The organism is Fibrisoma montanum (assembly GCF_003583365.1).
Classification (GTDB): domain Bacteria; phylum Bacteroidota; class Bacteroidia; order Cytophagales; family Spirosomataceae; genus Fibrisoma; species Fibrisoma montanum.
The window spans coordinates 24,998-46,924 of record NZ_QXED01000016.1; the positions used below are offsets into that span (position 1 = coordinate 24,998).

The 21,927-nt window shown below is 52.2% G+C and carries 19 protein-coding genes; 10 read left to right on the forward strand and 9 right to left on the reverse strand.

What is annotated here, in order from left to right; genetic code table 11:
• Positions 1-60: 60 nt before the first annotated feature.
• The 3 genes from DYU11_RS30975 to DYU11_RS34045 form a co-directional block, all read right to left on the reverse strand.
• A complete protein-coding gene (locus DYU11_RS30975) occupies positions 61-3,357 on the reverse strand; it encodes a SusC/RagA family TonB-linked outer membrane protein (protein WP_119671632.1) in 3,297 nt (1,098 codons plus the stop codon).
• 1,342 nt (positions 3,358-4,699) lie between these two features.
• Positions 4,700-5,122 (reverse strand): hypothetical protein, encoded by a 423-nt coding sequence (locus DYU11_RS33105; protein ID WP_147368087.1) that lies wholly within the window; start codon positions 5,120-5,122, stop codon positions 4,700-4,702.
• A 106-nt stretch (positions 5,123-5,228) separates the two neighbouring features.
• Positions 5,229-5,828, reverse strand: a complete 600-nt coding sequence (locus DYU11_RS34045) for an FEKKY domain-containing protein (RefSeq protein ID WP_119671635.1) — start codon at positions 5,826-5,828, stop codon at positions 5,229-5,231.
• A 190-nt stretch (positions 5,829-6,018) separates the two neighbouring features.
• On the opposite strand from DYU11_RS34045, the gene DYU11_RS30995 reads away from it, so the two are divergent.
• The gene (locus tag DYU11_RS30995) at positions 6,019-8,400 is read left to right on the forward strand and encodes a carbohydrate binding family 9 domain-containing protein (RefSeq protein ID WP_119671636.1); all 2,382 of its coding nucleotides are present in this window, start codon (positions 6,019-6,021) and stop codon (positions 8,398-8,400) included.
• Between the two features lie 198 nt (positions 8,401-8,598).
• Entirely contained in the window at positions 8,599-8,874 is a 276-nt protein-coding gene (locus DYU11_RS31000) for a hypothetical protein (RefSeq protein WP_119671637.1), read from the forward strand.
• Between the two features lie 4 nt (positions 8,875-8,878).
• Here DYU11_RS31000 and DYU11_RS31005 read toward each other — a convergent pair whose 3' ends face one another.
• Both DYU11_RS31005 and DYU11_RS31010 read right to left on the reverse strand, forming a co-directional pair.
• Positions 8,879-9,472: a MiaE family protein gene (locus tag DYU11_RS31005; protein WP_119671706.1), complete on the reverse strand. Its 594-nt coding sequence runs from the start codon at positions 9,470-9,472 to the stop codon at positions 8,879-8,881.
• A 70-nt stretch (positions 9,473-9,542) separates the two neighbouring features.
• Positions 9,543-10,652, reverse strand: a complete 1,110-nt coding sequence (locus tag DYU11_RS31010) for an L-dopachrome tautomerase-related protein (protein ID WP_119671638.1) — start codon at positions 10,650-10,652, stop codon at positions 9,543-9,545.
• Between the two features lie 194 nt (positions 10,653-10,846).
• Between DYU11_RS31010 and DYU11_RS31015 the strand changes: the two genes are divergently transcribed.
• The 6 genes from DYU11_RS31015 (at position 10,847) to DYU11_RS31040 (ending at position 16,608) form a co-directional block, all read left to right on the forward strand.
• Positions 10,847-11,212 carry a BlaI/MecI/CopY family transcriptional regulator gene (locus DYU11_RS31015; protein ID WP_119671639.1) on the forward strand — a complete coding sequence of 122 codons (366 nt, stop codon included), beginning with the start codon at positions 10,847-10,849 and terminating at the stop codon, positions 11,210-11,212.
• 8 nt (positions 11,213-11,220) lie between these two features.
• Complete coding sequence (locus DYU11_RS31020; protein WP_119671640.1) at positions 11,221-12,507, forward strand: M56 family metallopeptidase; 1,287 nt, start codon at positions 11,221-11,223, stop codon at positions 12,505-12,507.
• 208 nt (positions 12,508-12,715) lie between these two features.
• Entirely contained in the window at positions 12,716-13,396 is a 681-nt protein-coding gene (gene msrA / locus DYU11_RS31025) for a peptide-methionine (S)-S-oxide reductase MsrA (RefSeq protein WP_119671641.1), read from the forward strand.
• A gap of 230 nt (positions 13,397-13,626) precedes the next feature.
• Entirely contained in the window at positions 13,627-14,358 is a 732-nt protein-coding gene (locus DYU11_RS31030; RefSeq protein ID WP_119671642.1) for a hypothetical protein, read from the forward strand.
• A 101-nt stretch (positions 14,359-14,459) separates the two neighbouring features.
• Complete coding sequence (locus DYU11_RS31035; protein WP_119671643.1) at positions 14,460-15,473, forward strand: hypothetical protein; 1,014 nt, start codon at positions 14,460-14,462, stop codon at positions 15,471-15,473.
• A 76-nt stretch (positions 15,474-15,549) separates the two neighbouring features.
• Positions 15,550-16,608 (forward strand): acetate and sugar kinases/Hsc70/actin family protein, encoded by a 1,059-nt coding sequence (locus tag DYU11_RS31040; RefSeq protein ID WP_119671644.1) that lies wholly within the window; start codon positions 15,550-15,552, stop codon positions 16,606-16,608.
• A 102-nt stretch (positions 16,609-16,710) separates the two neighbouring features.
• Here DYU11_RS31040 and DYU11_RS31045 read toward each other — a convergent pair whose 3' ends face one another.
• On the reverse strand, positions 16,711-17,109 hold the full coding sequence (locus DYU11_RS31045) for a T9SS type A sorting domain-containing protein (protein ID WP_119671645.1): 399 nt from the start codon (positions 17,107-17,109) through the stop codon (positions 16,711-16,713).
• A 304-nt stretch (positions 17,110-17,413) separates the two neighbouring features.
• Positions 17,414-17,806 (reverse strand): hypothetical protein, encoded by a 393-nt coding sequence (locus DYU11_RS31050; RefSeq protein WP_119671646.1) that lies wholly within the window; start codon positions 17,804-17,806, stop codon positions 17,414-17,416.
• 422 nt (positions 17,807-18,228) lie between these two features.
• On the opposite strand from DYU11_RS31050, the gene DYU11_RS31055 reads away from it, so the two are divergent.
• Together DYU11_RS31055 and DYU11_RS31060 are read left to right on the forward strand one after the other, a co-directional pair.
• Positions 18,229-19,017, forward strand: coding sequence for a universal stress protein (locus DYU11_RS31055; protein WP_119671647.1), 789 nt, complete (start codon positions 18,229-18,231; stop codon positions 19,015-19,017).
• Positions 19,018-19,153: 136 nt separating this feature from the next.
• Positions 19,154-19,789 (forward strand): MCP four helix bundle domain-containing protein, encoded by a 636-nt coding sequence (locus tag DYU11_RS31060; RefSeq protein ID WP_119671707.1) that lies wholly within the window; start codon positions 19,154-19,156, stop codon positions 19,787-19,789.
• 45 nt (positions 19,790-19,834) lie between these two features.
• Here the strand turns inward: DYU11_RS31060 and DYU11_RS31065 are convergent, their stop codons facing one another.
• Both DYU11_RS31065 and DYU11_RS31070 read right to left on the reverse strand, forming a co-directional pair.
• Positions 19,835-20,902: a response regulator gene (locus DYU11_RS31065; protein WP_119671648.1), complete on the reverse strand. Its 1,068-nt coding sequence runs from the start codon at positions 20,900-20,902 to the stop codon at positions 19,835-19,837.
• A complete protein-coding gene (locus DYU11_RS31070; protein ID WP_229366136.1) occupies positions 20,899-21,807 on the reverse strand; it encodes a sensor histidine kinase in 909 nt (302 codons plus the stop codon). Before DYU11_RS31070 ends, DYU11_RS31065 begins: the two co-directional genes overlap by 4 nt.
• Positions 21,808-21,927: the final 120 nt, after the last annotated feature.

A 21,927-nucleotide genomic window follows, 5' to 3' on the forward strand; every position in this document is an offset into this window, starting at 1 on the left:
TGTTTTGGAATACGCTATTGGAGAGGAAGCTGACAGAGTCCGCTCCCCTCGACTGACTGGTTAAAATGTAGCCGACAGGCCCATCGTAAAGCTTTTCAAAATCGGGTAATTGTAGCCATTACCACTGTTCCCATCGGTTACGATCTGATCCGATTTACCGATATTCTCGATGTCAATGTCGCGGGTACGGCGATACAGCGGAGACCACGTCCAGATGTTTTCGCCCGACACGAACATGCGGGCGGTACTCATACCCACCCGGCGAACCCACAATGACGGCAGGTTATAGCCAAGCTGGATGTTCTTCAACCGGATATAAGCGGCATTCTGCAGGTAGCGGGTTTGTGCCTGCGCCAGTTCGCCGGAACCGTTCTGGGCGGTGTACCCACGGTAGCGGGGCAGGTACGCGTTCGGGTTCTCCTCCGACCAGATGTTGCCCAGATGCCAGGTCGGAATTTTGTTGTACGGCCGGTTGTATTGCCCCCAGAAGTTAGCCGCTTCCTGGCCCGGCCACCAATCCTGCTTGCCGACGCCCTGGAAGATCGTCGAGAAGAAGAAGTTGTTCCAGTCGGCTCCCAGAATGGCGCTGTACGTATAACGCGGTGTTGAATTTCCAATGATGATCCGGTCACCGGGGTTGCTCACCGTATTGTCGCCGTTGTTGATCACGCCATCGCCGTTCACGTCGCGGAACTTGATGTCGCCCGGCAACAATTGACCACTGGTCGACGCTTTAATCAGTGTCTGCTTCGGCGAGTTTTTGATTTCCTCCGCCGATGTGAAGAAGCCATCTGTTACGTAGCCCCAGATCTCCCCCACTTTCTGCCCGGCGTAGTAATCCGACAGGCGCTGGTTGGGGTTGTTGTATTTCGTGATCTCGGCCGTGTAGTCACTCAGCGTCAGCCGAACGTTGTAGTTGAACGGCTTAGCCGCTACGTTGAACCGATCCTGCCAAGCCACAGTTGCCTCCCAGCCGGTCGTCCGCAGATCGGCGTAGTTTCCTTTCGGCACGTCGGTACCAAATACGGCGGGCAGGGTCATACCGACGGTGAACATATCCGTCGTCTGGCGCACGTAGGCATCGCCCGCAATGGTCAGCCGGTTAGCCAGCATGGCCAGGTCAAAACCGATGTTTCGGGTTGTTGAGGTTTCCCAGGTCAGCCCGTCGGGCAGTACGTTTGGCTGGCCCGTCTGCTGCGGCCGAACGCCATTCAGAATCCGGCCCGACTGCGAGATGTTGAACTGCTCCTGGAAGACGTACGACGCAATACTACCGTTCCCCAGCGAGCCGTACGACGCCCGGAACTTCAGGTCAGTGATCAGCCGGTCGGATACTTTCCAGAACGGCTCACCCGATAGGCGCCAGCCGGCCGACACCGACGGGAAGAACGCGAACCGCTGATTGGCCGGGAATTTCGATGAGCCATCGTAACGGCCGTTGAATTCCAGCAGGTAACGATCCTTGAAGGCGTAGTTCAGCCGGTAGAACGTACCCAGAATGGCCCATGTATCCTTGCCACCCCCGGTCGCAATTGACTGCCCCAAAGCCAGGTTTATGTTTTGCGCGTTTTCGTAGATCAGCCCGTTGCGCTGCACCTGCAGCCGGTCGAAATTCGACTGTTCATAGTTCAGACCGGCCAGCACTTTCAGGTAATGGTTCTGGCTGAACCGCGGCTCATACTCACCGTAGAGGTTGGTAGCGATGTACTGTGTCTCGCGGTAAATATTCTGGATATCATTTGTGTTGGCTCCAACGTACTCAATCACCCCCGGTTTGCGGCTATACGGTACCGGCACGCGGGTTCTGACCTCGTTGTCGTCCGTCGACTGGAACGTAAAGTCACTCTTGATCCGGAGCTTGTCGTTGAAGAACTGCGTAGCCAGGCTCGTTGTGTTTCGAAACACCCGCTTGTTCATATCGATACCGTTTTTGCCGTACCAGAAATCGCCCACGGTGTAGGCGGCCGAGTAGGTCAGCGTACCATCGGGATTGAACATCGGGGCCATCGTATGGCCTTCGTCGGCAATATTCCGCCAGATGCTGCCCCCTTCACCCACGTTCAGCGGGTTGTGGTACTTCATCGAAGAGAAGTCGGCGTTGTTAGTGATTTTCAGCCACGGAAACACCTGAATCGAACCCTTAGCCCGCAGGTTCAGCAACCGGTAATCGTCCGAGTTGTACTTGAATAAACCGTCCTGGCCGAAGTAGCGACCCGTTACGTAAAAGTCAGACTTACCGCTGCTTCCTGAAAACGACAGGTTGTGTTCGGTGGCGGTCAGGCTCTTTTTGTACAGCTCCCTATACCAGTCCATGTTTTCATAATAGACGTATTCGCCGGCTGAGTTGACTTCGGTTTTCGGCAGACTCGGGTCCTTGGACCGGCGCTCGAACTCCGCCAGATAAGCTGGCGAAAACTTCACCGTTTTGTTCACGTTCTGGGGCGTCTGCGAGTAGTCATTCCAGGCCGTCCAGCCCTCGTTGAACATCTTGGCGAACAGGTAGCCATCGGACACAAAATCAGGTACCTCCGTCGGACGTTTGATCGAGTGATTCAGCGAATACGTGAGGCTGGTTTTGTCTTTGATCGGATTCTTGGTGGTGATCAGCACTACCCCGAAAGCCGCCCGGGCACCGTAGATGGCCGCCGAAGCTGCGTCTTTCAGGACCGTGATGCTGGCGATGTCGTTGGGGTTCAACCGGCTGGGATCGCCCTCTACGTTGTCGATCAGCACCAGCGCATTGCCACCCTGCCCGATTGACGTAGTACCCCGGATGTTGTAGGCCGGCGACTGAATGGGCTTACCATCGCCCGGCACGATGTTAAGGTTCGGAATCACCCCCTGCAATCCCTGCGTCAGGTTGGGGAGCGAGCGGTTCTGTAATACTTCGCTGCTCACCTGATCGACAGCACCGGTCAGATTTTCTTTCTTCTGCGTACCGTACCCCACTACGATTACCTCCTCCAGCGATTTGTTATCGGCCTGGAGCACAACGTCGAACTGAGTCCGGTTGCCCACTTTGACTTCCTGCGGCAAATACCCCACAAAGCTGAATACCAGTATGGTTTCTTCGTTCGGCACCGTCAGTTCAAACTGGCCTCTGGCGTTGGTGTTGGCACCCCGCTGAGCACCCTTGACGACGATGCTTACGCCCGGCAGCGGCTCCTTGTTGTCGGAGGCCAGCACCGTTCCGCGGACGGTGATGTCTTTGGGCACGTTTGTACGAAGGGTCGATGCCGGCGGCAGGCCATTGGCACTCGCTCCATCGGTCAACGGGAAGAGTATGGCGCCGGGTAACAAACTCAGTCGCAAAGCCAGTCGCCAGTCGGGTAGCTTTGTACGTACTGTTTTTTTCATAACTAATCAGGTGTATTAAAGTAAAAATTGGGCAATACGATGCTAGTGTCACCGGTTTTCGGGACATGACCAGTCTGCGAAGAAGTGAATGGAAATGAAGAGCGGGGCTATACCCGGTTTACTTTAGAAGGGCGGGGAAGACATTCAGCTTTTTCATAACGGTTGCTTTAAAAGAGGACCTAAAAACAGCCGCAAAGGTACCTAGATTGGCTTTCGGCGTGTTTTCGCCACGGTTAACAAATTGTTATCGCTACGTTACCGACTATGCATTGAGATACCGATAGTCCGACTTATCAAAGTAACAACCAAAAGTCACCCAGCTTTCAGTGCGTATATGCGTACTGGTATACTGCCCACCTGATTCCCAGTGGACAAAACCCTTGCTGTTGAGTTTGTAGTCAGGAAAACCGAGCTGCCTTCCCATTTCAAACCTTACTACATTCTGGTAGCATTGGGCAGCTAACTCAACATCTTGTACAGATAGAGCAAAATGGCTAATCTGGCCAAATTGCATATAAAATTTTATTTGTTGATTGATCACTAGTGCAGCCCGCGTTGTCCTTTTCTTCAGGCTTGGTAATACACGAAAACAATCGTTTTGCTGGACACAAAGTTTTGTAAGATAAGGGGCTTCTGTTACAGTGGCGACTTGATAACATATAATGGATTATACAACACGACGTATGCTACTGATTTCTGAGTACAATAAACGCTAAGCTCAGCAAAAGATCAGTATCGGGTTTACTTCCTTTTGGCTGCTTCTACAGTACCTTTGCTCAACAGGTAGTACTATATATGAACATTTTACCTCGGTTTTCAGGACTATGTGGCTTTGCCACGTGTTATTTCGTTTCCTTCTTAACCAGCTGGGGCCAGTCATATGTACAAGATAGTCTCTTAAATCAGTTTGAAAGTCAAACAGCTTACTACTATCTTAAACCAATAGGTGGATTACATTGGTCTTACATGACCAGACAAGGAGATGTGGGATACTACGCGAAGACTCGAATTTCAATTTTCGTACCAGTATAGAGGATTATTATTTAGGCTATTCTCAACTGGAAAGTATTATAACTGGCCTAGTAATACTAAAAGAGATGAAGTTTGTATTCGTGGCAAACAAATCAACTTTCTTGTAATTAATTCTTGGTTTGTAACATAATCCTAGTTATAAAATGGGTCTAGGAGAAGTACAATATTTAAAATTTTATAAACTTTGTACATTTCTCAGACCCGTTTTATAACTAAACTTATGTTGTTCGATTATTTTTAGACTAACCATATTCGTAGTTAAGCGGGGGGAAATGGTTTTGTTCAATTTAGATCTAGTTTCAAAATTATATTATTGGTACTCTACCATTATATAACGTTTACCTCGGTCCGCTTCGATCTGCTTCAAAAGAACATCATTAACTCGGGCTAGTTTTAGTTTCTGAGGGTTATTCTTTTCTTTGAAATCGTAGTACTGCTCCAAGACAAAGGCTGCGTCATTTGCCCAAGTTAGCCAACATTTCCAGCCTCCTCGTATATCTCTATTTTGAATAACAACATAGCCCATTTCTTTTCTTAACGATGTTTGTTTTCCAGCCATAAAGTAGGTTGAATCCATATAATCGCAGCGAGTTATGTAGCTTTTACCATCTGCCGTGTAATAGGTATAGTGGTATTCATAGCAAGAGAATAATCCAACTGTGATAGTTAGCTCACAGAGAAAAGCTTTTAATAAATTAATATTTTTCCTTGAAAATCTAAAGTGAATGGGCATTCAGGTCTTATAAGTAAGAATTAGAAACTGTTGTATAAGTGGCAATATGTTAATCTAAGCTTTCAAGCTACTTGTAGCCAGGTACATCAGGTCTAAAACTGGTACGCTACTTGTAGCCAGGTACATCAGGTCTAAAACTGGTACGCCACTTACGGCCATAGGTCTGATCCAAGTATTTGAAAACCGTTTGATTATACGCCACTAAACAGTCATAATTATGAATGATTAGGTCTCCAAAATCATAAAATGTTACGCGATACTTCTTACTAAATCGTTTATCGCTGGTGTAACGGACAGGTGGATCACCGCTTTGTAGAAATAACTTAATCCGGTTTGCCCGTATATCGATGAGCGCTGAATCTTGACTTAACGCTGTGCAGGTGGTTCTTACTGGCCAATTACGATTCGTTATATCGTGATCGGTAAGGGTTATGGTTGTGTCTGTGTCAGAGTACCCTATAGCCTTAAAAGAGAGGTTGTAGGAACCCGCAGTTAATTTGCTAAGAGTAAAATTGCCCAAGCTATCCCCATCCGTTCCACGCGTATTACTATTTCGCTTATAGGTTATTTGACAATAGGGAATAGGATTACCTGTTAGAGCGGATACTACCCGGCCTGAAATGATATAGGTTTGCTGGGAATCACTTTGAGCCGTTGTTATTAAAGGCATTAGTAACGTCAAAAGTAGGGGCAATTTATGGTTCATTTACTGTTGTATAATCTGGTATATGTTAACTAATCGCTAATGTAACTCATCAGTCCTATCCTACAAGCTAGATACGTGCGGAAAGACGCCCAATTTGCCCCTCCCTTTCATCCAGTTGAATTACCGCTGGGCAAAATTCCGGCCGGCGACCTGGTAATACTGCTTAGTTTTGAGCAAACGCTTGTCCCGTATGCGGTTTGCTTTACTGCCTGTTTTCCTTCTTTTCTCAACGTTTGCCCAGGCTCAGCCAAATCCTGGTTCGTTTACCCCTTTGGTGTCCGACACGCTTCAGACACCAAGCGCGACTACCCTCAGTCCGGCACCCGGTGTTTCGACACCCGGTGTTTCGACGACCATTACTGCTCCGGCTCAGCCTTCGGCCGGTGGAACGGCTACCATTTTCGCGCCGTTGTCGGTACGTAAGGTTATAACGGCTACCGAGATTAAAACCAACCTGAAAGTAGACGGCTCCCTCAGCGAAGCGGAATGGCTGTTGGCTCAACCAACTCGCCACTTCTTTCAGGTCGAGCCGTTTCAGGGGCAGCCACTTGGGTCCGACACCGACGTACGGGTGTTGTACAACCGGCAGTTTCTATACGTTGCGGCTTTCAACCGGGACTCGACGGGCCGGAAAGCCCTGCGCTCTCCAAATTTCAGACGAGATTTTGCACCGATTGCCCACGACTTTTTCGGCGTTGCGATCGACGGGTTCAACGACCGACGGAACGCCATGTCGTTCGTGACCAACGCCTACGGTACCCAACGGGATCTGCTTACCTTCGACGACCAGCTCTATGACCAGGACTGGGACGGTCTCTGGCGCGTGCGGACTACACGGACGGATTCGGGCTGGGTTGCCGAAATTGCCATTCCCTGGCAGACCCTCCGGTACAGCCGCTCCGACAGCGTCGGCCAGTCGTGGGGCATCAACTTTTTCCGCAACCGTCGGTCTGCCAACGAGTTGTCGGCCTGGTCGCCCTATCCACGGGCTTTTACGTCGTACCGGATGGAATACGCCGGTCTGCTGACGGGCATCAAGCCCCCACCCCCGTCGCCCAACATCCGCATCCAGCCGTATCTGCTGGTGTCGGACGATTCGTACCGGGGAACCGAAATCGGTAACAGCCGCGAAGCCCGGCTCAAAGTGGGGGGCGACCTGAAATGGGCCATTAACCCTAACACGGTGCTGGACCTGACCCTTAACACCGACTTCGCCCAGGCCGATGTAGACCGGCAGGTGAATAATTTAACTCGCTTTTCCGTGTTTTTCCCGGAACGTCGGCAGTTCTTTCTGGAAAACGCCAGCCTGTTCAGTCCGGGCCTGACGTCGATTGGTGGGCTGGAAGGCGGTTCGATGGTTATCCGGCCGTTTTTCAGCCGGTCCATTGGTCTTGCCCAGCTTCCGGACGGTACCAGTCAGCCCGTACCGATTGATGCCGGAGCCCGGCTGGTGTACCGGTCGCTGAAGCGCAACTACGGCGGTATGTTTATTCGGCAGCGGGGTACGTCGTTCAGTCCCGCCACCGATTTTGTAGTCGGCCGCTACTCCGAAAACGTCGGCCGGCAGAACCGGATCGGCACCTTGTTTACGCTGAAGAACGCGCACCGTTATGACAGCACGGGCGGCTACCAGAACGGACTCGTTGCCCTCGACGGATTTTTCCGGCTGACCCCCTCACTGGCTTACAACGTCATGGCTATCGGTTCGCTTTCGTCAGGTGGCCGCGACCGGGGCCTGGCGGGATATAGTCAGTTTTTCTACCGATCCAACCAACTTGTCTCGTGGCTGACACAAACCATCGTTACCAAAGGCTTCAACCCGGAGATGGGCTTTGTGTCCCGCTCCGACGTTATTTCGACCGCAACCGGTTTTTTCCTGGTCGAACGCGGGAGCTGGCTGCCCAAACGCGTTCGTAGTTTCGAGCCGGGGGTATTTGCCGAAATGTATCACAAAGCCTCGACCGGCTATCTGCAGGAGGTGCAGTTCAACACGAACCCCATCTGGCTGACTCTGCAAAGTGGCGGCATGTTCGGGTTGTTTGTCAATCCAACGTTTCAGCGCCTGGACGACGGCGACTTCCGGCCCCTCGGCCTCAACATCGCTACCGGCAACTACCGGTACGTGCGCTACAACGTACTGATGGGCAGCGATGCCTCCCGGAAAGTATCGTACCAGCTCAATGCCGAGACCGGCCGCTACTACGATGGCCGGCTCAACTACCTCCGCGGTTCACTGACGGTTGCGCCCGTGCCACACGTAGCGCTGGGCTTCATTGCCGAAGTGAACCAGTTTAAAAATGTGGGGCAGGACCGGTTTTCGGAGGCAGTACGGCTCTACAGCGTCGAGAGCCGACTGGCCGTCAACCCGCGGCTGCAGCTCATCAGTTTTTACCAGCGCAACACCTTCACCGACCGTAACGTCTGGAACGTCCGGCTGTCGTGGGAGTTTCAACCCCTGTCGTTTCTCTACATCGTGTATAACCACGGCAGCTACGCCGGTTCAATACGTGAGCGTGACCGCCAGCAGGAACAGCACATCATCGGCAAACTGTCGTACCTGAAGCAGTTCTAGCCGTACCGATTTTGGGTTAAGAAAGTGCTACCAGAAAGCCACTCTCCGGTTGAAGAGTGGCTTTTTTATTGACAAGCAAAAAGGCGTTCCATACGGCAATCACTTGCTGCCTCCAGGGCAGAAGTTCAGCAGGTCCGATTCGGAGGATTTGGGCTGGACGTATATCTTTACGCCCCGTATTTTCCTGTTTTAGATCACATGGGTAAGCCTACCTACACGAACCAGATCACCGTCGCGAATAAATCGACGGTTGATAAGATCATACCGACCTGGTGCGATACCGCTCCGGAAGACATCGTTGCCCGGATGCAGGAGAAAGCCCGCTGGCTTGAAGCGCCCCTAGCCATCTGCCGGATTCCGCTACGAACCAACGTAACGGCCGTGTTCCGGCTTGTCGACAACGACGAGAACCCGGATGTGTGGGCGTATGAACTGGCGGGTATCGAAGAGCTGGTGTTTCACCCCGTCCGGTAAACCGTCAGTGCATCCGGTCGCCCCGGACCTCCAGTTGCTGCATGATGGCCGCTTCAATGTCCAGAATTTCCTTCCAGCGATGCCGGACGCGGTCGGCCGGTACGTAGGTTTCGGCCAGTTCGATGAAATTGCGGTAATGCCCGGCCTCAGAAATCATCAGCTCACGGTAAAATTTACGGAGACCTTCGTCGGCGATGTGTTCGGATAAAAGCTTGAAGCGTTCGCAGCTCCGGGCTTCGATCAGGGCGTTGAGCAGCAGCTTGTCCATCAGGTTCTGGTCGAAGTCGCTGGATGGACGGATGTGCCGCTGCAATTCGTTTACGTATAAATCTTTCCGCTGGCGCCCCAGTGGAATAGACCGCTTGCGAAGTTCTTTCAGCACGCGCTGGAAATGCCCCCACTCCTCGGCTACCACCGGCGTCAGAACTTCGACCAGTTCCTGCTTATCGGGATACTGCACAATGAGCGAAATGCAGGACGAAGCCGCTTTTTGCTCGCAGTAGGCATGGTCGATCAGAATCTCGCCGATGTTCATCTCGGCAATATTGACCCAGCGCGGGTCGGTCGGGAGTTCAAGACCCAAAGTCGTTAGGGACATGATTTGGTCGGTAAGTCGGAACGTGGCTACAAAAATAAGCACGTACCGGCTTACTCTCCCTATTCATAGCCTACCGAACCCGGAACTTAAAAATCCGGTATGGTTCCGTTCGCTCCGGCCGCGGAATGTGCAGTTGAGAGGTTGTTACGTAAATCGAACTGTCGGGACCGTAAGCAAAACTGTCGGGCCACTTCAGCTGCGGGTCCTGCACTACGCGCTGAAGCCGATCGGTTACGTCACCACTCCCCGGCGTCAGGCGCTGCACGGCGTTCCGCTGGATGTAGGTCAGGTACAGGTTGCCCTGCGGGTCGAACAGCATGCCATCCACGGGGTCTGTTTCACCAACGGTTTCGACGCGTTGCGCCAGTTGGTTATCGGTCAGCGATGCGTCCTGCAAAGCCGCCGTGGGGACCCGATACAGACTGCGGGCCGTCAGGGCGTGGAAATAGATGTAGTCGCGTTGGGGGGTCAGGGCCAGGCCGTCGGAGTCTACCTGTGGAAGCTTACCGCTGGGGTTTCGCCAGACACGTCCTTCGGCCTGAATAACGAGGTTTTCGGACTTGGTCAGCGGACTACGGCCGAGTACGCGCCGGGCGCTGCCGTTTGCCAGATTTACCACGATGATGGCCCCCTGGTTTGAGTCGGTGATGTAGGCATAATTGCGCTGCGTATCAACCCGCACGTCGTTCAGGTAGCTCGATGGGTACACAACCATCTCGTTCGATAGATCCACCCGCTGGATGATAGCGCCGGTATTTGGATTAAACTTGAGCAGCTTGGGGCCACCGCGCACTACACCCCGCATGGACGGCGAGGCCGCGTCCAGCACCCAAAGATTGTTCTGATCGTCGATGTAGACGCTCTGGACGCAGATGAAATGGTCCTGGGGCGCCAGGGTCATGTCCCAGCGGTTCCAGTCGGCATTCGGAAACGGCGTTGCCTGCTCACCGCTGACAACCGCTACTGAATACGGAATGGTGTCGGTTTCCATGCGGGGAAAATTGGCAAAGACGCGCCCTTCGCGGGATACGGCCACGCCGGTCCACTGCACCCGCGACGTAGCAACGGGCGTCAGCGTTACGCCGGGAATGGGTGAATCATCTTCCGAATCGTCGGTACAACTGAACACGACGGCCGAACTGACCAGTAGGGTCAGCAGGGGTTTAAATAATGGCTTCATCTGTAGATCGTTGAGTATGGTCTGTTCACCAATACTATATTTATATAATAGACTAAATGTTTCGTCTGAGTCATATATTGATCCCGGACGAGCAAAAAAATGAGAAAATGGAGCGATGTATAGAAAAAACAGGAAAGCTTTCGATTATTACTAAAATTAAGTTTGATAACTAAAATTTAGTTATACCTTTGATTATGGAAGAATTAAATCACTCCGAAGAAGCTATCATGCGTATTCTGTGGGACATCTCTGAGGGTGTTGTCCATGACGTAATTGCTCGGCTTCCAGCTCCCAAACCACCTTACACCACTGTCTCGTCAACGATTCGTTTGTTGGAGAAGAAGGGTTACGTAAAACATAAAGCCTATGGAAAAACTCATGTATACTTTCCCGCCATTGAGCGCGATGTATACGCCCGAAAAACCTTTTCGGAAATCGTTCAACACTATTTTGATGGTTCGCCCAAAAATGTAGTTTCTTTCCTTGTTCAGGAAAAAGCGCTCAACCCAGAGGAAATCGAAGAACTACACAAATTGATAGAATCATACCGTAAAGCTTAGCCCTGCCCATGCTTTCCTTCGCCTACTTCGTCGAGACCAGTATCAGTATGGTAATCTTTATAGGCTGCTATCGGTTTTTCCTGTCCCGATTAACATTTTTTACCTGGAATCGGATCTATCTTGTAGGCACGCTCCTGTTCAGTCTGATCGCTCCTTTGCTCATCGTACCCACTCCAATCTGGTCAGTCTCTCCTACCCTGCCATCCGTACCGCGCTTGATAACGCAGGCGGTCGTCGTCTACCAGCCCGTTCAGGGCAGCCCCTTACTTAACTGGACGACTCTTTGTGGGGTGATTTGTGCTATTTACTGGCTATTTGTTACCTATCGACTCAGCCAATTGGCCGTAGATATTTTTTTATTACGCCAGGTAATTCGCCGTTCTGTAACTGAATCATTTGGTTCTGATCGCATCGTCTGGGTGCAGGAAGATTTCCCAACCGCTTCGTTCTTCGGGTTCATATTTCTAAACCAACATCAACGTCGAACCGACTCTTTGGCCACCATTATTCAACACGAACAGGTGCATTGCAGGCAATGGCACAGCGCCGATTGGCTCTTGGTACGTTTGGTTAGTGCCTTCTTCTGGTTTCACCCCTGCATGGGCTGGTGGCGGCAAGCCGTAGCTACCAACCATGAATACATTGCTGATGCACAGGCCGCCCAGACAAGCGACAAAACTACATACGCCCACTTGCTCCTGCAGCTCACCGCACAAGTCAGTAAAGTCTCAACGCTTCATTATTTTTCATCTTTTAATCAACTCAAATCCCGAATCATCATGTTACATCAAACTCGTTCGAAAGCCATTCAGAAAATGCGCTTTTTAGCTGTAATTCCCTTGACCATGGGTGTTTTGTTTCTTACTTCGTGTGAGCGAAACGACTTCAAAGCTGTAGAGCCCGCTTTATTGTCGGCACAAGCCATACTGCATACCGACCTGATCGGTCAGTGGGTTACCACAAATAATGTTACCATTAATAATAACGATGGAAAAACACCGCGCATCTTTCCGGAACGCCCGGGAAATGTGCAGACTGTACTCTCTCGATTAAGCCTGTACGCAGATGGGCACTTCGAGATGAGCGACAATCGAACATCTGTTAAACGTACAGGTAGCTGGAGCAGCGATCCGGTGGGTGTATCTGTAAAACTGGAGTGCGCCGACAAACCCAGTGAGCCCATTTACATCGATGTCACTTCGCTGGAGAATCGGACTATGGAAGCTTGGCAATATTACCCTGCCGACAAGCAACTATCAGGTGGCACAGTTTATTATAATTTTCAAAAAGAGTAATTTTTTTCAGTAAATTAACTAATTTTTAGTTATAAAACTATTTTTTAGTAGAAAGCGTTGAGAACTTTTAGGAAGCCACAGTGATGTGGCTTCTTTTTGCCGTTTCTAACTTCATAAGTAGCTCCTTACACTTTCCTGAGCCTATACATTTAACCACAGGCAACCTACTCGGCTTCTGCCGTGTTCTACACTAAAACCCTCCGGAAATATGTCAACTACCCGTTTTGCTACGTTTATTCTCGTGCTGATCAGCCTGCTGGCGATCGGTTGTCAGCAACGCCCGGCCGGCAACTCAACGGCCGAAAAGGATACCCGCCCCGCCAAACTGCCGACGCTACAGCCCGGTGAGGCCGTCGCTACGTTTGCGGCCGGGTGCTTCTGGTGTACCGAAGCTCAGTTTGAATCGCTCCGGGGTGTGCGGGAAGTGGTTTCAGGGTATGCCGGTGGCGACCTGGAAAACCCTACCTACGAGCAGGTGGGAACCGACCAGACCGGCCACGCCGAATCAATACAGGTGTATTATGACCCGAACGTAATTCCTTACGACACGCTGGTTAAAGCTTTTTTCGTTGGCCACGACGGCACTTCGCTTAACCGGCAGGGACCGGACGTTGGTACGCAGTACCGCTCCATCGCGTTCTACCGGACCCCCGCAGAGAAAGCCGCTATCGAAGCGGCCATCCGGCGTGAGAACGAGTCGGGCCGATACAGCCGGCCCATCGTAACGCAGGTTATACCCTTTAAGACCTTTTATCCGGCGGAGGTGTATCACCAGGGTTACTACTACGATCACCCCGGCGAACTATACGTACAGACGGTGTCGAAGCCCAAAGTGGAGAAATTTCGGGAACGGATGAAAAACTGGCTGAAACCGGGCGTTACCAGTTAATCAGTTTTCGGAAGTCGGTTTTTGGGGTGCAGTTTTCGGGAGCGGAAAAAGTGAGGCATCTGGCCAACTCAATCACCGTAAACTGCACACCGAAACCCGCAAACCTCTTCTGCAATTCGGCCTGTCCTACGACATTTTGTCAAGTCCCGTAACCGTTCGGCTTAATCGAATCTTGCGGATTTCGCAGAACCTCGTAACATTGTTCTGTCTTTCACCAACTGACAGACACCATGACAGAACCCGATCAATCCATTGGGCGTAAAATTCTGAGTTTCTTCATCAAAGATGAAGACCCCAACGCGGCACCGGCTACCGGATCGCCGGCCGGGCCCGCCACAAACGCGGCCCCCCGACCAGCGCCTGGTACGCAGGCTCCCCCCGGCCCAGCCACCTCCGCCGGCCCTTCGAAGGCCACGGGGACGGCGACCGTACCGCCCGGCACCATCGACACCAAGTTTGCCGAGCATTTTGCCAACGTCCTGGCGAAGAACAATCCACCCGGGCCCGATTATTTTGAGTTCCGCGAAACGCTGCGTGGGCTGAACGCCATTGGTCTGCCCGAAGACAAGCAGTTCCAGGCAGCGTGGGCCAGTTTCAAGGCGCTGGGCGGCCCAACGGACGTATCGACGCTGACCAACACCGCCAACCAGTATCTGGCGGCACTGAACAAAGACCGGGAAGGCTTTTCAAAAAGTGTGGAAGCGGCTCTGAGCGAACGCGTAGGCGGTTTGCAGAATGAAGAGAAGCGGCTGCAAACCGAGAACGAGGCCCTGGCAAAGCAGATTCTGGAGATTCAGCAGCGCATCAACGCCAACACCGACCGGCTTCGCGCCATCAGTGGCGAGATTGATGAGCAGAGTGCGAAGATCAATCAGAACCAGCAGAACTACGAAGCGACCTTCGCCCATTTCACAGATCAGATCAAAAACGACATCGCCAGAATGGCGCAGTACCTCAAATAATTAGCGAATGAGTGAAGTAGCGAATGTGCGAATTGTGCCGGACAAAGCATTCACTAATTCACTCATTCATTACTTCACTCATTCAATCATTCGTTCACAACATGGCAACCCCTGACTTTTCACAGATTGGCGGCAAAACGGACGTAGAGAAACGGTCGTTCTGGAGCCGCCCCGAAGGTATTCTGGGTATGATAGTACTGGCCGGGATTGCCGGCCTGGGACTGGTCTACTTTAACCGGGTCCTTGAGTTCCTGATCCGGATGACCTCGAACGTATTGACCCTGGCGTTACTGTTTGGCGCCATAGGTGCGCTGATTTTTCTGTTTACCAGTCGCGACGTACGGACGGCGGTTTTCTTCCTGTTCAAGTCGCTTATGCGGAGCATCACGGGCACGGTGATTCAACTGAACCCCATTGCCATCATGAAGATCTACGTCGATGATCTGAAAGAGAAGCGGCAGAAGATGCAGGGACAGATCGATACGCTTGCCGGGCAGCTCGTTAAACTGAACAAGAAGATTAACGAGAACAACGAAGCCATCAAGCAGAAGTTCGCCGAAGCCAACAAAGCCAGCACCATGACCGATAAACCCGGCATGCGGGAAGCGGCCCAACTGGCTACCATCGAAGGCGCAGGCCTGCAGGAAATGAACGAAAAACTTTTTCCGCTGCAGCGCAACATCAAGATGGTGCTGGCTTTCATGGAGAAGGTGAACCAGAGCGCCGACTACATCATCAAGGAAACCGAGATCAAGGTTCGGCTGAAGGAAACGGAGTATAAGATCGTTAAAGAAAGCTCAAATGCTCTCAAAACGGCCATCAGTATCTTCAAGGGCGACCCCGACAAGAAGTTTTACTTCGATCAATCGATGGAATACATCCAGGAAGATATGAGCCAGAAACTCGGCGAGATGAAGCGGGCCATGGACCTGTCGATGGACTTCATCAACTCGGTCGATATTCAGAACGGCATCATGTCCGACAAGGGCCAGGCACTTCTGGAAGCGTATAACAAAGGCGAATTCAAACTGATTCAGCTCGATTCGCCCACGCAGCCCGTCGTTACCGGCCCTAATCCTGCCAAGGACGCCGGGTATAAAAACCTTTTAGAATAAACCGGTTCGTAGTTTGACGCTATGCGCTCCAGATTATTATAAACTACGAACCACAAACAACTAACTTTTAACTCCTATGCAACGCTTAACCGTAGCCGGTCGGCTGCTTGTCACGGCAATTATTCTGGCCGCCCTTTTCTTTGCATTTCGCTATTTCGGAGGCAATGAGGCCCTTCGGAAACTGGCTCCAAACCAAACGGAGCAGTCAGAAACCATGCCCCGCGCTGATGAGTCGGACGCCCCGGAGTCGGCGCCCAATGAATCTGAAGCGTCGGACAACGGCTCGTCGTCCTCGTCTGGTTCGTCCGAAGCCGCATCGAGTAGCGACCGCCGTTCGTTTTCCTACACGCCCCCGGCCCCCCAGAACGGCAAGCTGAAAGGCGTGGTGGAACTGGGAGCCAGTGGCTTCAATTCATTCATCATTCGGGTGGACCCGGAGAAGCGCTGGAAGCTTGAAAAAGCCGAATTCGGCAACAGCCTGGTCCTGGAAAACATGGCCACGGACGATGATGTGCGGGCGGGCCTGAAAAGTTATATCGGCAAGATGCTCGACTACGGAGTGAGTGGCCGCGACATTCACTTCGTCGTCAGCTCGGGCGCGGCAAAAGCCGACGTAACCCAGAAGATTACCAAAGCCCTGAAATCACTCAACTACGTCGTCAACACCGTAACGCCGGAGCAGGAAGGATCGCTGGCGTTGCGGTCGGTGCTGCCTGCCGATTACGCCGACAATTCGTTTGTGGTGGACATCGGCTCGGGAAACACGAAGATTTCGTGGAAGGAAGGCGGCTCAACGAAAGCGGTAGAAACCTACGGCTCCAAATACTTTCAGAACGGCACCAGCGACGAAACGGTGTATAACGAGGTGAAAGCCATTGCAAAGCAGGTTCCTCAGAATCACCGCAAAACGGGCTTCATCATCGGTGGCGTACCCTACGAACTGGCCAAAGAAGTTCGCGATGGCAAGGAACGGTACACGGTCCTGAACACGCCCGCAAACTACAAAGTGGAAAATGCCAAGTCGAAGGCCGGCCTGAACATTTACAAAGCTATCGTCGACGGTACCAACTGCGACCAGTTTGTTTTTGACTTCGATGCCAACTTCACCATCGGCTACCTGCTGACGTTGAAATAATAAAAAGGAGGAAAGGAGGAAGGGGAGGAAAGGAGAAGAGGGCACCGGATAACATTCCCTTTCTCCTTTCCTCCCCTTCCTCCTTTTTTCCTCCCCCTTCTCTTAATCAAGCGTTATCAACCGGCTGGGTTGGGCGGCTGGTTTAGCACCAACCGTAATGGTCTGGGTCGTTACGTTGACGCCGTTCGAAATTTCAACCTGATACGTACCGGCCGGCAAATCGTTCAGGTTCAGGCGGAGACGCAGCTGTTTGTCCTGTTTACCCATGTGCTGGAAGAACAGCACTTTGTTATTCACATCTTTCAACTGTACGTTGACAACACCGCCGACTTCTTTATCCAGCGAAATCTGAAGTTTGCCTTCAATGGTCGGATAGATACCGGTTTTGTAGGTGGCGGCTTTGGTCCCACGACGGATCGGGTTTGTTTCGGCCTGCGTAGCAGACAAGGAAAGTACACTTAAGCCAAAAGCAACAAGCAGAGGTTTGATGAGCGTTTTCATGGTTGGTATATTTGGGTTTACTGTTCAGAATAGTGCCGGGTTAGCCCCGTTTGATGAATCAAAGGTATGGGCAATAACCAGTACTTTGCATAACATAGTACTTGAGCGGTCAAACAACCTGATAAGCGGATAGATGCTACCGTTTACGGGTACAATTCGCCGGCTTCACCTGCATTGCCCGGCACAATTGGCCTCCTCACAACGGAAGCGGCCCGGCACAAACATGGTCTGTTGGTGTCGGGCCGCTTACTATGTATAGCCAAAGCCCGGTACCGACTGACGGTACCGGGCGATTAATCATCCTTTAGTTGCCTTCGGTGATGGATTGGGGCTGGGGCTTATCGGCCACTACCCCGGCCGCTTTCTGAGTAGCGGACTGGCCGTGATTAACCCGCTGGATTTTATAATTCCGTAAGGCGACATCCTCAAGCGGTGTATGCGGTACGGTCACACCCCCCGTTGGCAACTGGCCCGGAACAGGCTGTTTATAGTTGGCAACCGGGCCTGAACCCGTAGTCGGAGCGACAACCGGAACACTCACCTGCGCTGACCATTTTCGGGCCGTGGCGGCTTTGTTGGCGTGTTTGTAGTTATGAACTGAGTATGTACCGTCGCTGCGCAGTTTACGATCATCCTGGGCGGAAACCATCGAAGCGCTGAGGCCAATAAGAGCTATTATAAAAAGGGTCGTTTTCATTATATCCGATTTTAAAACGTGAACATCCTCACCCGCGGAGCAAAGGCCCCAAAGTCCCTTGACAAGGAAACTTGTTACGTGACCTGCAGCGCCTTACGATACCGACCTTCTGGTCAGGTATCCGCGTCTGCCGGGCGATTTTGATACAACAAAGTTCGGAAGATGCCCGCCCCTAACCTCGGCAATTGGTCATGGCAAATACTGATAAATGCCAGTCCGGACTCCGTAAAAAGTCAGGGTAGTGGGTTACCAGCCGATTAGCTCAAAACAATCAGCTGAAAGCATGACGGATTACCTTGAATAGACTTACCTCCTTTTCTACCTTCGTCAGCATGAACGACGTACAATGTCGTTCAGCTTACTGGCTCACACCTATGAGTAGGTGAGCGCTTTCACACAGGTTTTCTAAAATTTCCATAACGATGAAACGTATTCTGGTAGCAACGGATATATCAACTAATTCAAGGGCGGCTATTCGGTTTGCCTGGCAGCTGGTTCTGCAGGAACCAGTATCATTAACCTTTCTGAACGTGGATAACGTCATGCGACCGCTGGGTGAAGTTCAGCCGCGGCTGGAGCAGTTTGTCGAGGAGGTTCGCCGGCAGCTTGCGGTAACAGCCGACGATTATTGCTGCGTCGTTGTCAACTCCTTTTCGGTGACCGATGCGATCATGGACTACGCCAGAAAACACCGGTTTGATTCTATCTGCATCGGGGCGCGGGGCGCCGGAACCATCGGGAAACTGATCGGTACAACGACGGCTACCCTGATCAACCAGTCTACTATACCGGTGATTGCGGTACCAGCGAGCTACCAGGCGTCTGCCATAAAGCATCTGCTTTACGCGTCCGACTTGACGAAGCTGGCGGCTGAATTAAAACAGGTTGTTGCAGTTGCCCAACCGCTGGGCGCTACGGTTGACGTCGTGCACGTAGTGGGGCCTACCGGACCCGAATTTGATACGGATCGTCTTCAGACAACGGTACGTCAGTTCAGTGATCCAACCACCAGCGTGTATATCGAGGCAGCAATCATCGAACACAACCTGGCGGCCAACCTGGAGCAGATCATCCAACGGGTGCAGCCCTCGCTGCTGATTATGTTTACCACGCAGCGCTCGGGCTTTGTGGAACGACTGCTTTCCCCGAGCCAATCCGCCGAATACGCCTTCATTGGCAGTGTGCCCCTGATGGTATTTCCCAAACCCTGAGTATACGCGCTGTAACGTAGCCGTCAGCGCCCGGTTGTGTTCACTGGGCAGCAGCGGCTACCAACCGTCAATTGTAGTTTTTATTAAAACAACATACCTTATGGACAGTGTACGAAATTCATATTCTGCTGACAACATGGAACAGCCGCGTAATACCCGTTCGCCCTTACGCCTTACCCTGCTGATCGTTAGCTTACTGGGCCTGATTTTGACCAGTATATTTTTGAGCCGACGTAGTGTTCACCAAATTCAGGAAGCATCGGCCTCCATTTATAAGGATCGCCTGGTTCCAACAGCGATCATTGCCAGGCTAACCTCGCAGGTTTACCAGAAACGTATATTGCTTGAGCCTTATGTGCTGGGGCAGACCAAGCCGCAGGCAAGCAACGTAGCGTCCTCGCTCGATCGGCTGAATCGGCAAATCGATTCGCTGTTAACGGAATTTGGCCAGACAAAACTGACGCCCAAAGAAGCGGACCAGTTCAATCGGCTCAAACAACGGCTGGCCGTTTATAATCAGCTGGAGGGTGAGATTACGAACAACCTGACTGATCTGCCGAAGGCGAATCAGATTTTCTTTGTCGGAACCGGGCGTACTGCCTTTGGTGAGGTATCGCAGACCCTGGCCGATCTGTCAACGTTGCAGGTAACGGTAGGCGAGGAACTGGTAAGCCAGTCGAGAGGTCAGTCCAACTACATTTATGTACTGACGGCCATACAGATTGGCCTTGTGCTGACGGTCGGCCTGAGTCTTTTCTGGCATCGTTTGTAGCTCAGTGGTACTGGGTTTACCTGCAGCAGCGACGTATCGTTCGGGCTACTGCTTCAACCGGGCCAGCTTCTCGGCGTTCAGAATAGTGATGTCGCTGTTGTTGATATCAATCAGGCCTTCGTTGCGAAAGTCGCTTAGCGTCCGGATCACGGATTCCATGGAAGCCCCTACCAACTGGGACCAGTTTTCCCGCGACAAGCTGATGGCTGCCCCCCCGGCGGCTGGGTTGGCTTCAATGAATTTACGCTGGTAGATAAGCAGGGCCTCAGCGACCCGTTTGCGAACAGACTGGTAAGCCAGGTCCAGCAGGCGCTGCCGGTGAGCCGACATCTCACCGGCCAGCAAATGCACGAATTGATTCGCTACGTCCTGATTGGTATGCAGCAAGGTTGTGAAGTCTGCTTTGGGGATGGGGCAAATCTCGGCGTCTTCCAGCACCAGAGCCGATTCGATGTGCGCGATCGCGTCCAGTAAGCCTAAGTACCCCACGAAATCGCCGGGGCCATGAATGGACGTAATGTACTCGTTGCCTTTGGCGTCGGTCTTAAACAGCTTCACCTTACCGCTTAGAATGTAGAACAGCGACGTGGGCAACCCTCCTTCGGTGTAGAGAAACTGCTTTTTTTTGAATCGGCTGCTGGGATAGTAGTCGCTCAGCTTCGTACCGCCCTGTTCGGTCTTTGTAATGGTCCGCATAAGCTGCACCAGGTGTCCGGGCAAGGTTTTGGCAGCAGGGCGCACCTGCTCGCTTTTTTTGAGCCGTAGCTCGACCGCGTTCAGCAGCGCAATATCGTCGAAGGGCTTGGTCAGGTAATCATCGGCCCCCAGGTTCATGCCGTACCGAAAATCGGCAGCTTCGGCTTTGGCCGTCAAAAAAATAAACGGCGTATGAGCCGTTTGGGGATCTTTGCTCAGAATGTGCAGGACGCCGTAGCCGTCTAAGTCGGGCATCATAATGTCGCACAGAATCAGGTCCGGACGGATGCTACGGGCCAGCTCAACGCCTTCTTTACCATTGCTGGCCTCCACAACATTATAGGGTGCCAGCTGTAAGATCTCGACGATGTTTTCCCGCATCTGGGGCGTATCCTCAATGACCAGGATGGTTTTCATACGGTAGCTGGCAGGGTGGCCAGGGGCAGATTGACGGTGAAGACGGTGCCTACATCGAGCTGACTGGTAAAGGTAATGGTACCACCCAGCAGATCGACGTAGCGTTTGACTACATAAAGGCCCAGGCCCGTGCCCTGAAAGTGAATGGCGTTGCGGGCCCTGAAAAAGTTGACAAACAGCTTATCCTTATCCTGGTCGGGAACACCAATGCCCTCATCACTCACGTCTATTGTAAGCTGGCCATTTCTAACGGCGGTGGTCAGGCCGATCGCCTTGCCTTCGGTTGAGTACTTACTGGCATTGCCCAGTAAATTGATCAGGATGTTCTTTACCATCCCTCCATCCAGCACTATGGACGTATCGCCCTCGGTGTGTGTATACAGGATGGCCTGCCCGGGTTTCATAACCGGCTCCATCTCCTCGATAACCTCCTGGCAAAACGTCGGCAAGACCAACGCAACCGGCCGATTAGGCACTGTCCGCTGCTCGATCTGGCTTAAGGCCAGAAATTCGTTCAGCAAGGCCGTCAGGTCAGCAACGGCGGACTTGATGCGATCCACGTGCCGTTCCCGTTTGGGTCCGTCCTGCTCACCGTTGTAGCGCCCGATGAGCGAAGCCGACATCAGGATGGTGCCGATAGGCGTTCGAAACTCGTGAGACGCCAGGGTTACAAAATTGGTTTTCAACTCGCTCAGCTTACGCTCCTGAGCGAGCAGTTCCGCCCGTTCATTTGCGTTTTGCTGGCTTTGCAGGGTCAGTTCTTCACACTGCTGCAGGACCTGCCGCAGCCGATCGAGCTCTACGGCCTGATCGGCAAGCTGCTGGCGGAGAAGGCGATTCTCCTCGTTCAGGCGGCCGACGGCATCGGGCGTGTTTCCAGCAAATTCCGGCGTCATCTCATTCATAGCAATAGTCAGTAAAGGCATCAGCTTCGTTCATTACCTGGCCGACAGCGGTAAGCTTGTGCCCGACAAAGTTCGCGCAGGGCAACTCCTCAGGGTATGATCTAAACCGGGGCAAATTAT

Bases quoted from the DNA above. Each gene is read 5' to 3' on its own strand.
- DYU11_RS30975 (WP_119671632.1), bottom strand. From the start codon at position 3,357: ATGAAAAAAACAGTACGTACAAAGCTACCCGACTGGCGACTGGCTTTG.
- DYU11_RS33105 (WP_147368087.1), bottom strand. From the start codon at position 5,122: ATGCCCATTCACTTTAGATTTTCAAGGAAAAATATTAATTTATTAAAA.
- DYU11_RS34045 (WP_119671635.1), bottom strand. From the start codon at position 5,828: ATGAACCATAAATTGCCCCTACTTTTGACGTTACTAATGCCTTTAATA.
- DYU11_RS30995 (WP_119671636.1), top strand. From the start codon at position 6,019: ATGCGGTTTGCTTTACTGCCTGTTTTCCTTCTTTTCTCAACGTTTGCC.
- DYU11_RS31000 (WP_119671637.1), top strand. From the start codon at position 8,599: ATGGGTAAGCCTACCTACACGAACCAGATCACCGTCGCGAATAAATCG.
- DYU11_RS31005 (WP_119671706.1), bottom strand. From the start codon at position 9,472: ATGTCCCTAACGACTTTGGGTCTTGAACTCCCGACCGACCCGCGCTGG.
- DYU11_RS31010 (WP_119671638.1), bottom strand. From the start codon at position 10,652: ATGAAGCCATTATTTAAACCCCTGCTGACCCTACTGGTCAGTTCGGCC.
- DYU11_RS31015 (WP_119671639.1), top strand. From the start codon at position 10,847: ATGGAAGAATTAAATCACTCCGAAGAAGCTATCATGCGTATTCTGTGG.
- DYU11_RS31020 (WP_119671640.1), top strand. From the start codon at position 11,221: ATGCTTTCCTTCGCCTACTTCGTCGAGACCAGTATCAGTATGGTAATC.
- msrA (WP_119671641.1), top strand. From the start codon at position 12,716: ATGTCAACTACCCGTTTTGCTACGTTTATTCTCGTGCTGATCAGCCTG.
- DYU11_RS31030 (WP_119671642.1), top strand. From the start codon at position 13,627: ATGACAGAACCCGATCAATCCATTGGGCGTAAAATTCTGAGTTTCTTC.
- DYU11_RS31035 (WP_119671643.1), top strand. From the start codon at position 14,460: ATGGCAACCCCTGACTTTTCACAGATTGGCGGCAAAACGGACGTAGAG.
- DYU11_RS31040 (WP_119671644.1), top strand. From the start codon at position 15,550: ATGCAACGCTTAACCGTAGCCGGTCGGCTGCTTGTCACGGCAATTATT.
- DYU11_RS31045 (WP_119671645.1), bottom strand. From the start codon at position 17,109: ATGAAAACGCTCATCAAACCTCTGCTTGTTGCTTTTGGCTTAAGTGTA.
- DYU11_RS31050 (WP_119671646.1), bottom strand. From the start codon at position 17,806: ATGAAAACGACCCTTTTTATAATAGCTCTTATTGGCCTCAGCGCTTCG.
- DYU11_RS31055 (WP_119671647.1), top strand. From the start codon at position 18,229: ATGAAACGTATTCTGGTAGCAACGGATATATCAACTAATTCAAGGGCG.
- DYU11_RS31060 (WP_119671707.1), top strand. From the start codon at position 19,154: ATGGAACAGCCGCGTAATACCCGTTCGCCCTTACGCCTTACCCTGCTG.
- DYU11_RS31065 (WP_119671648.1), bottom strand. From the start codon at position 20,902: ATGAAAACCATCCTGGTCATTGAGGATACGCCCCAGATGCGGGAAAAC.
- DYU11_RS31070 (WP_229366136.1), bottom strand. From the start codon at position 21,807: ATGAATGAGATGACGCCGGAATTTGCTGGAAACACGCCCGATGCCGTC.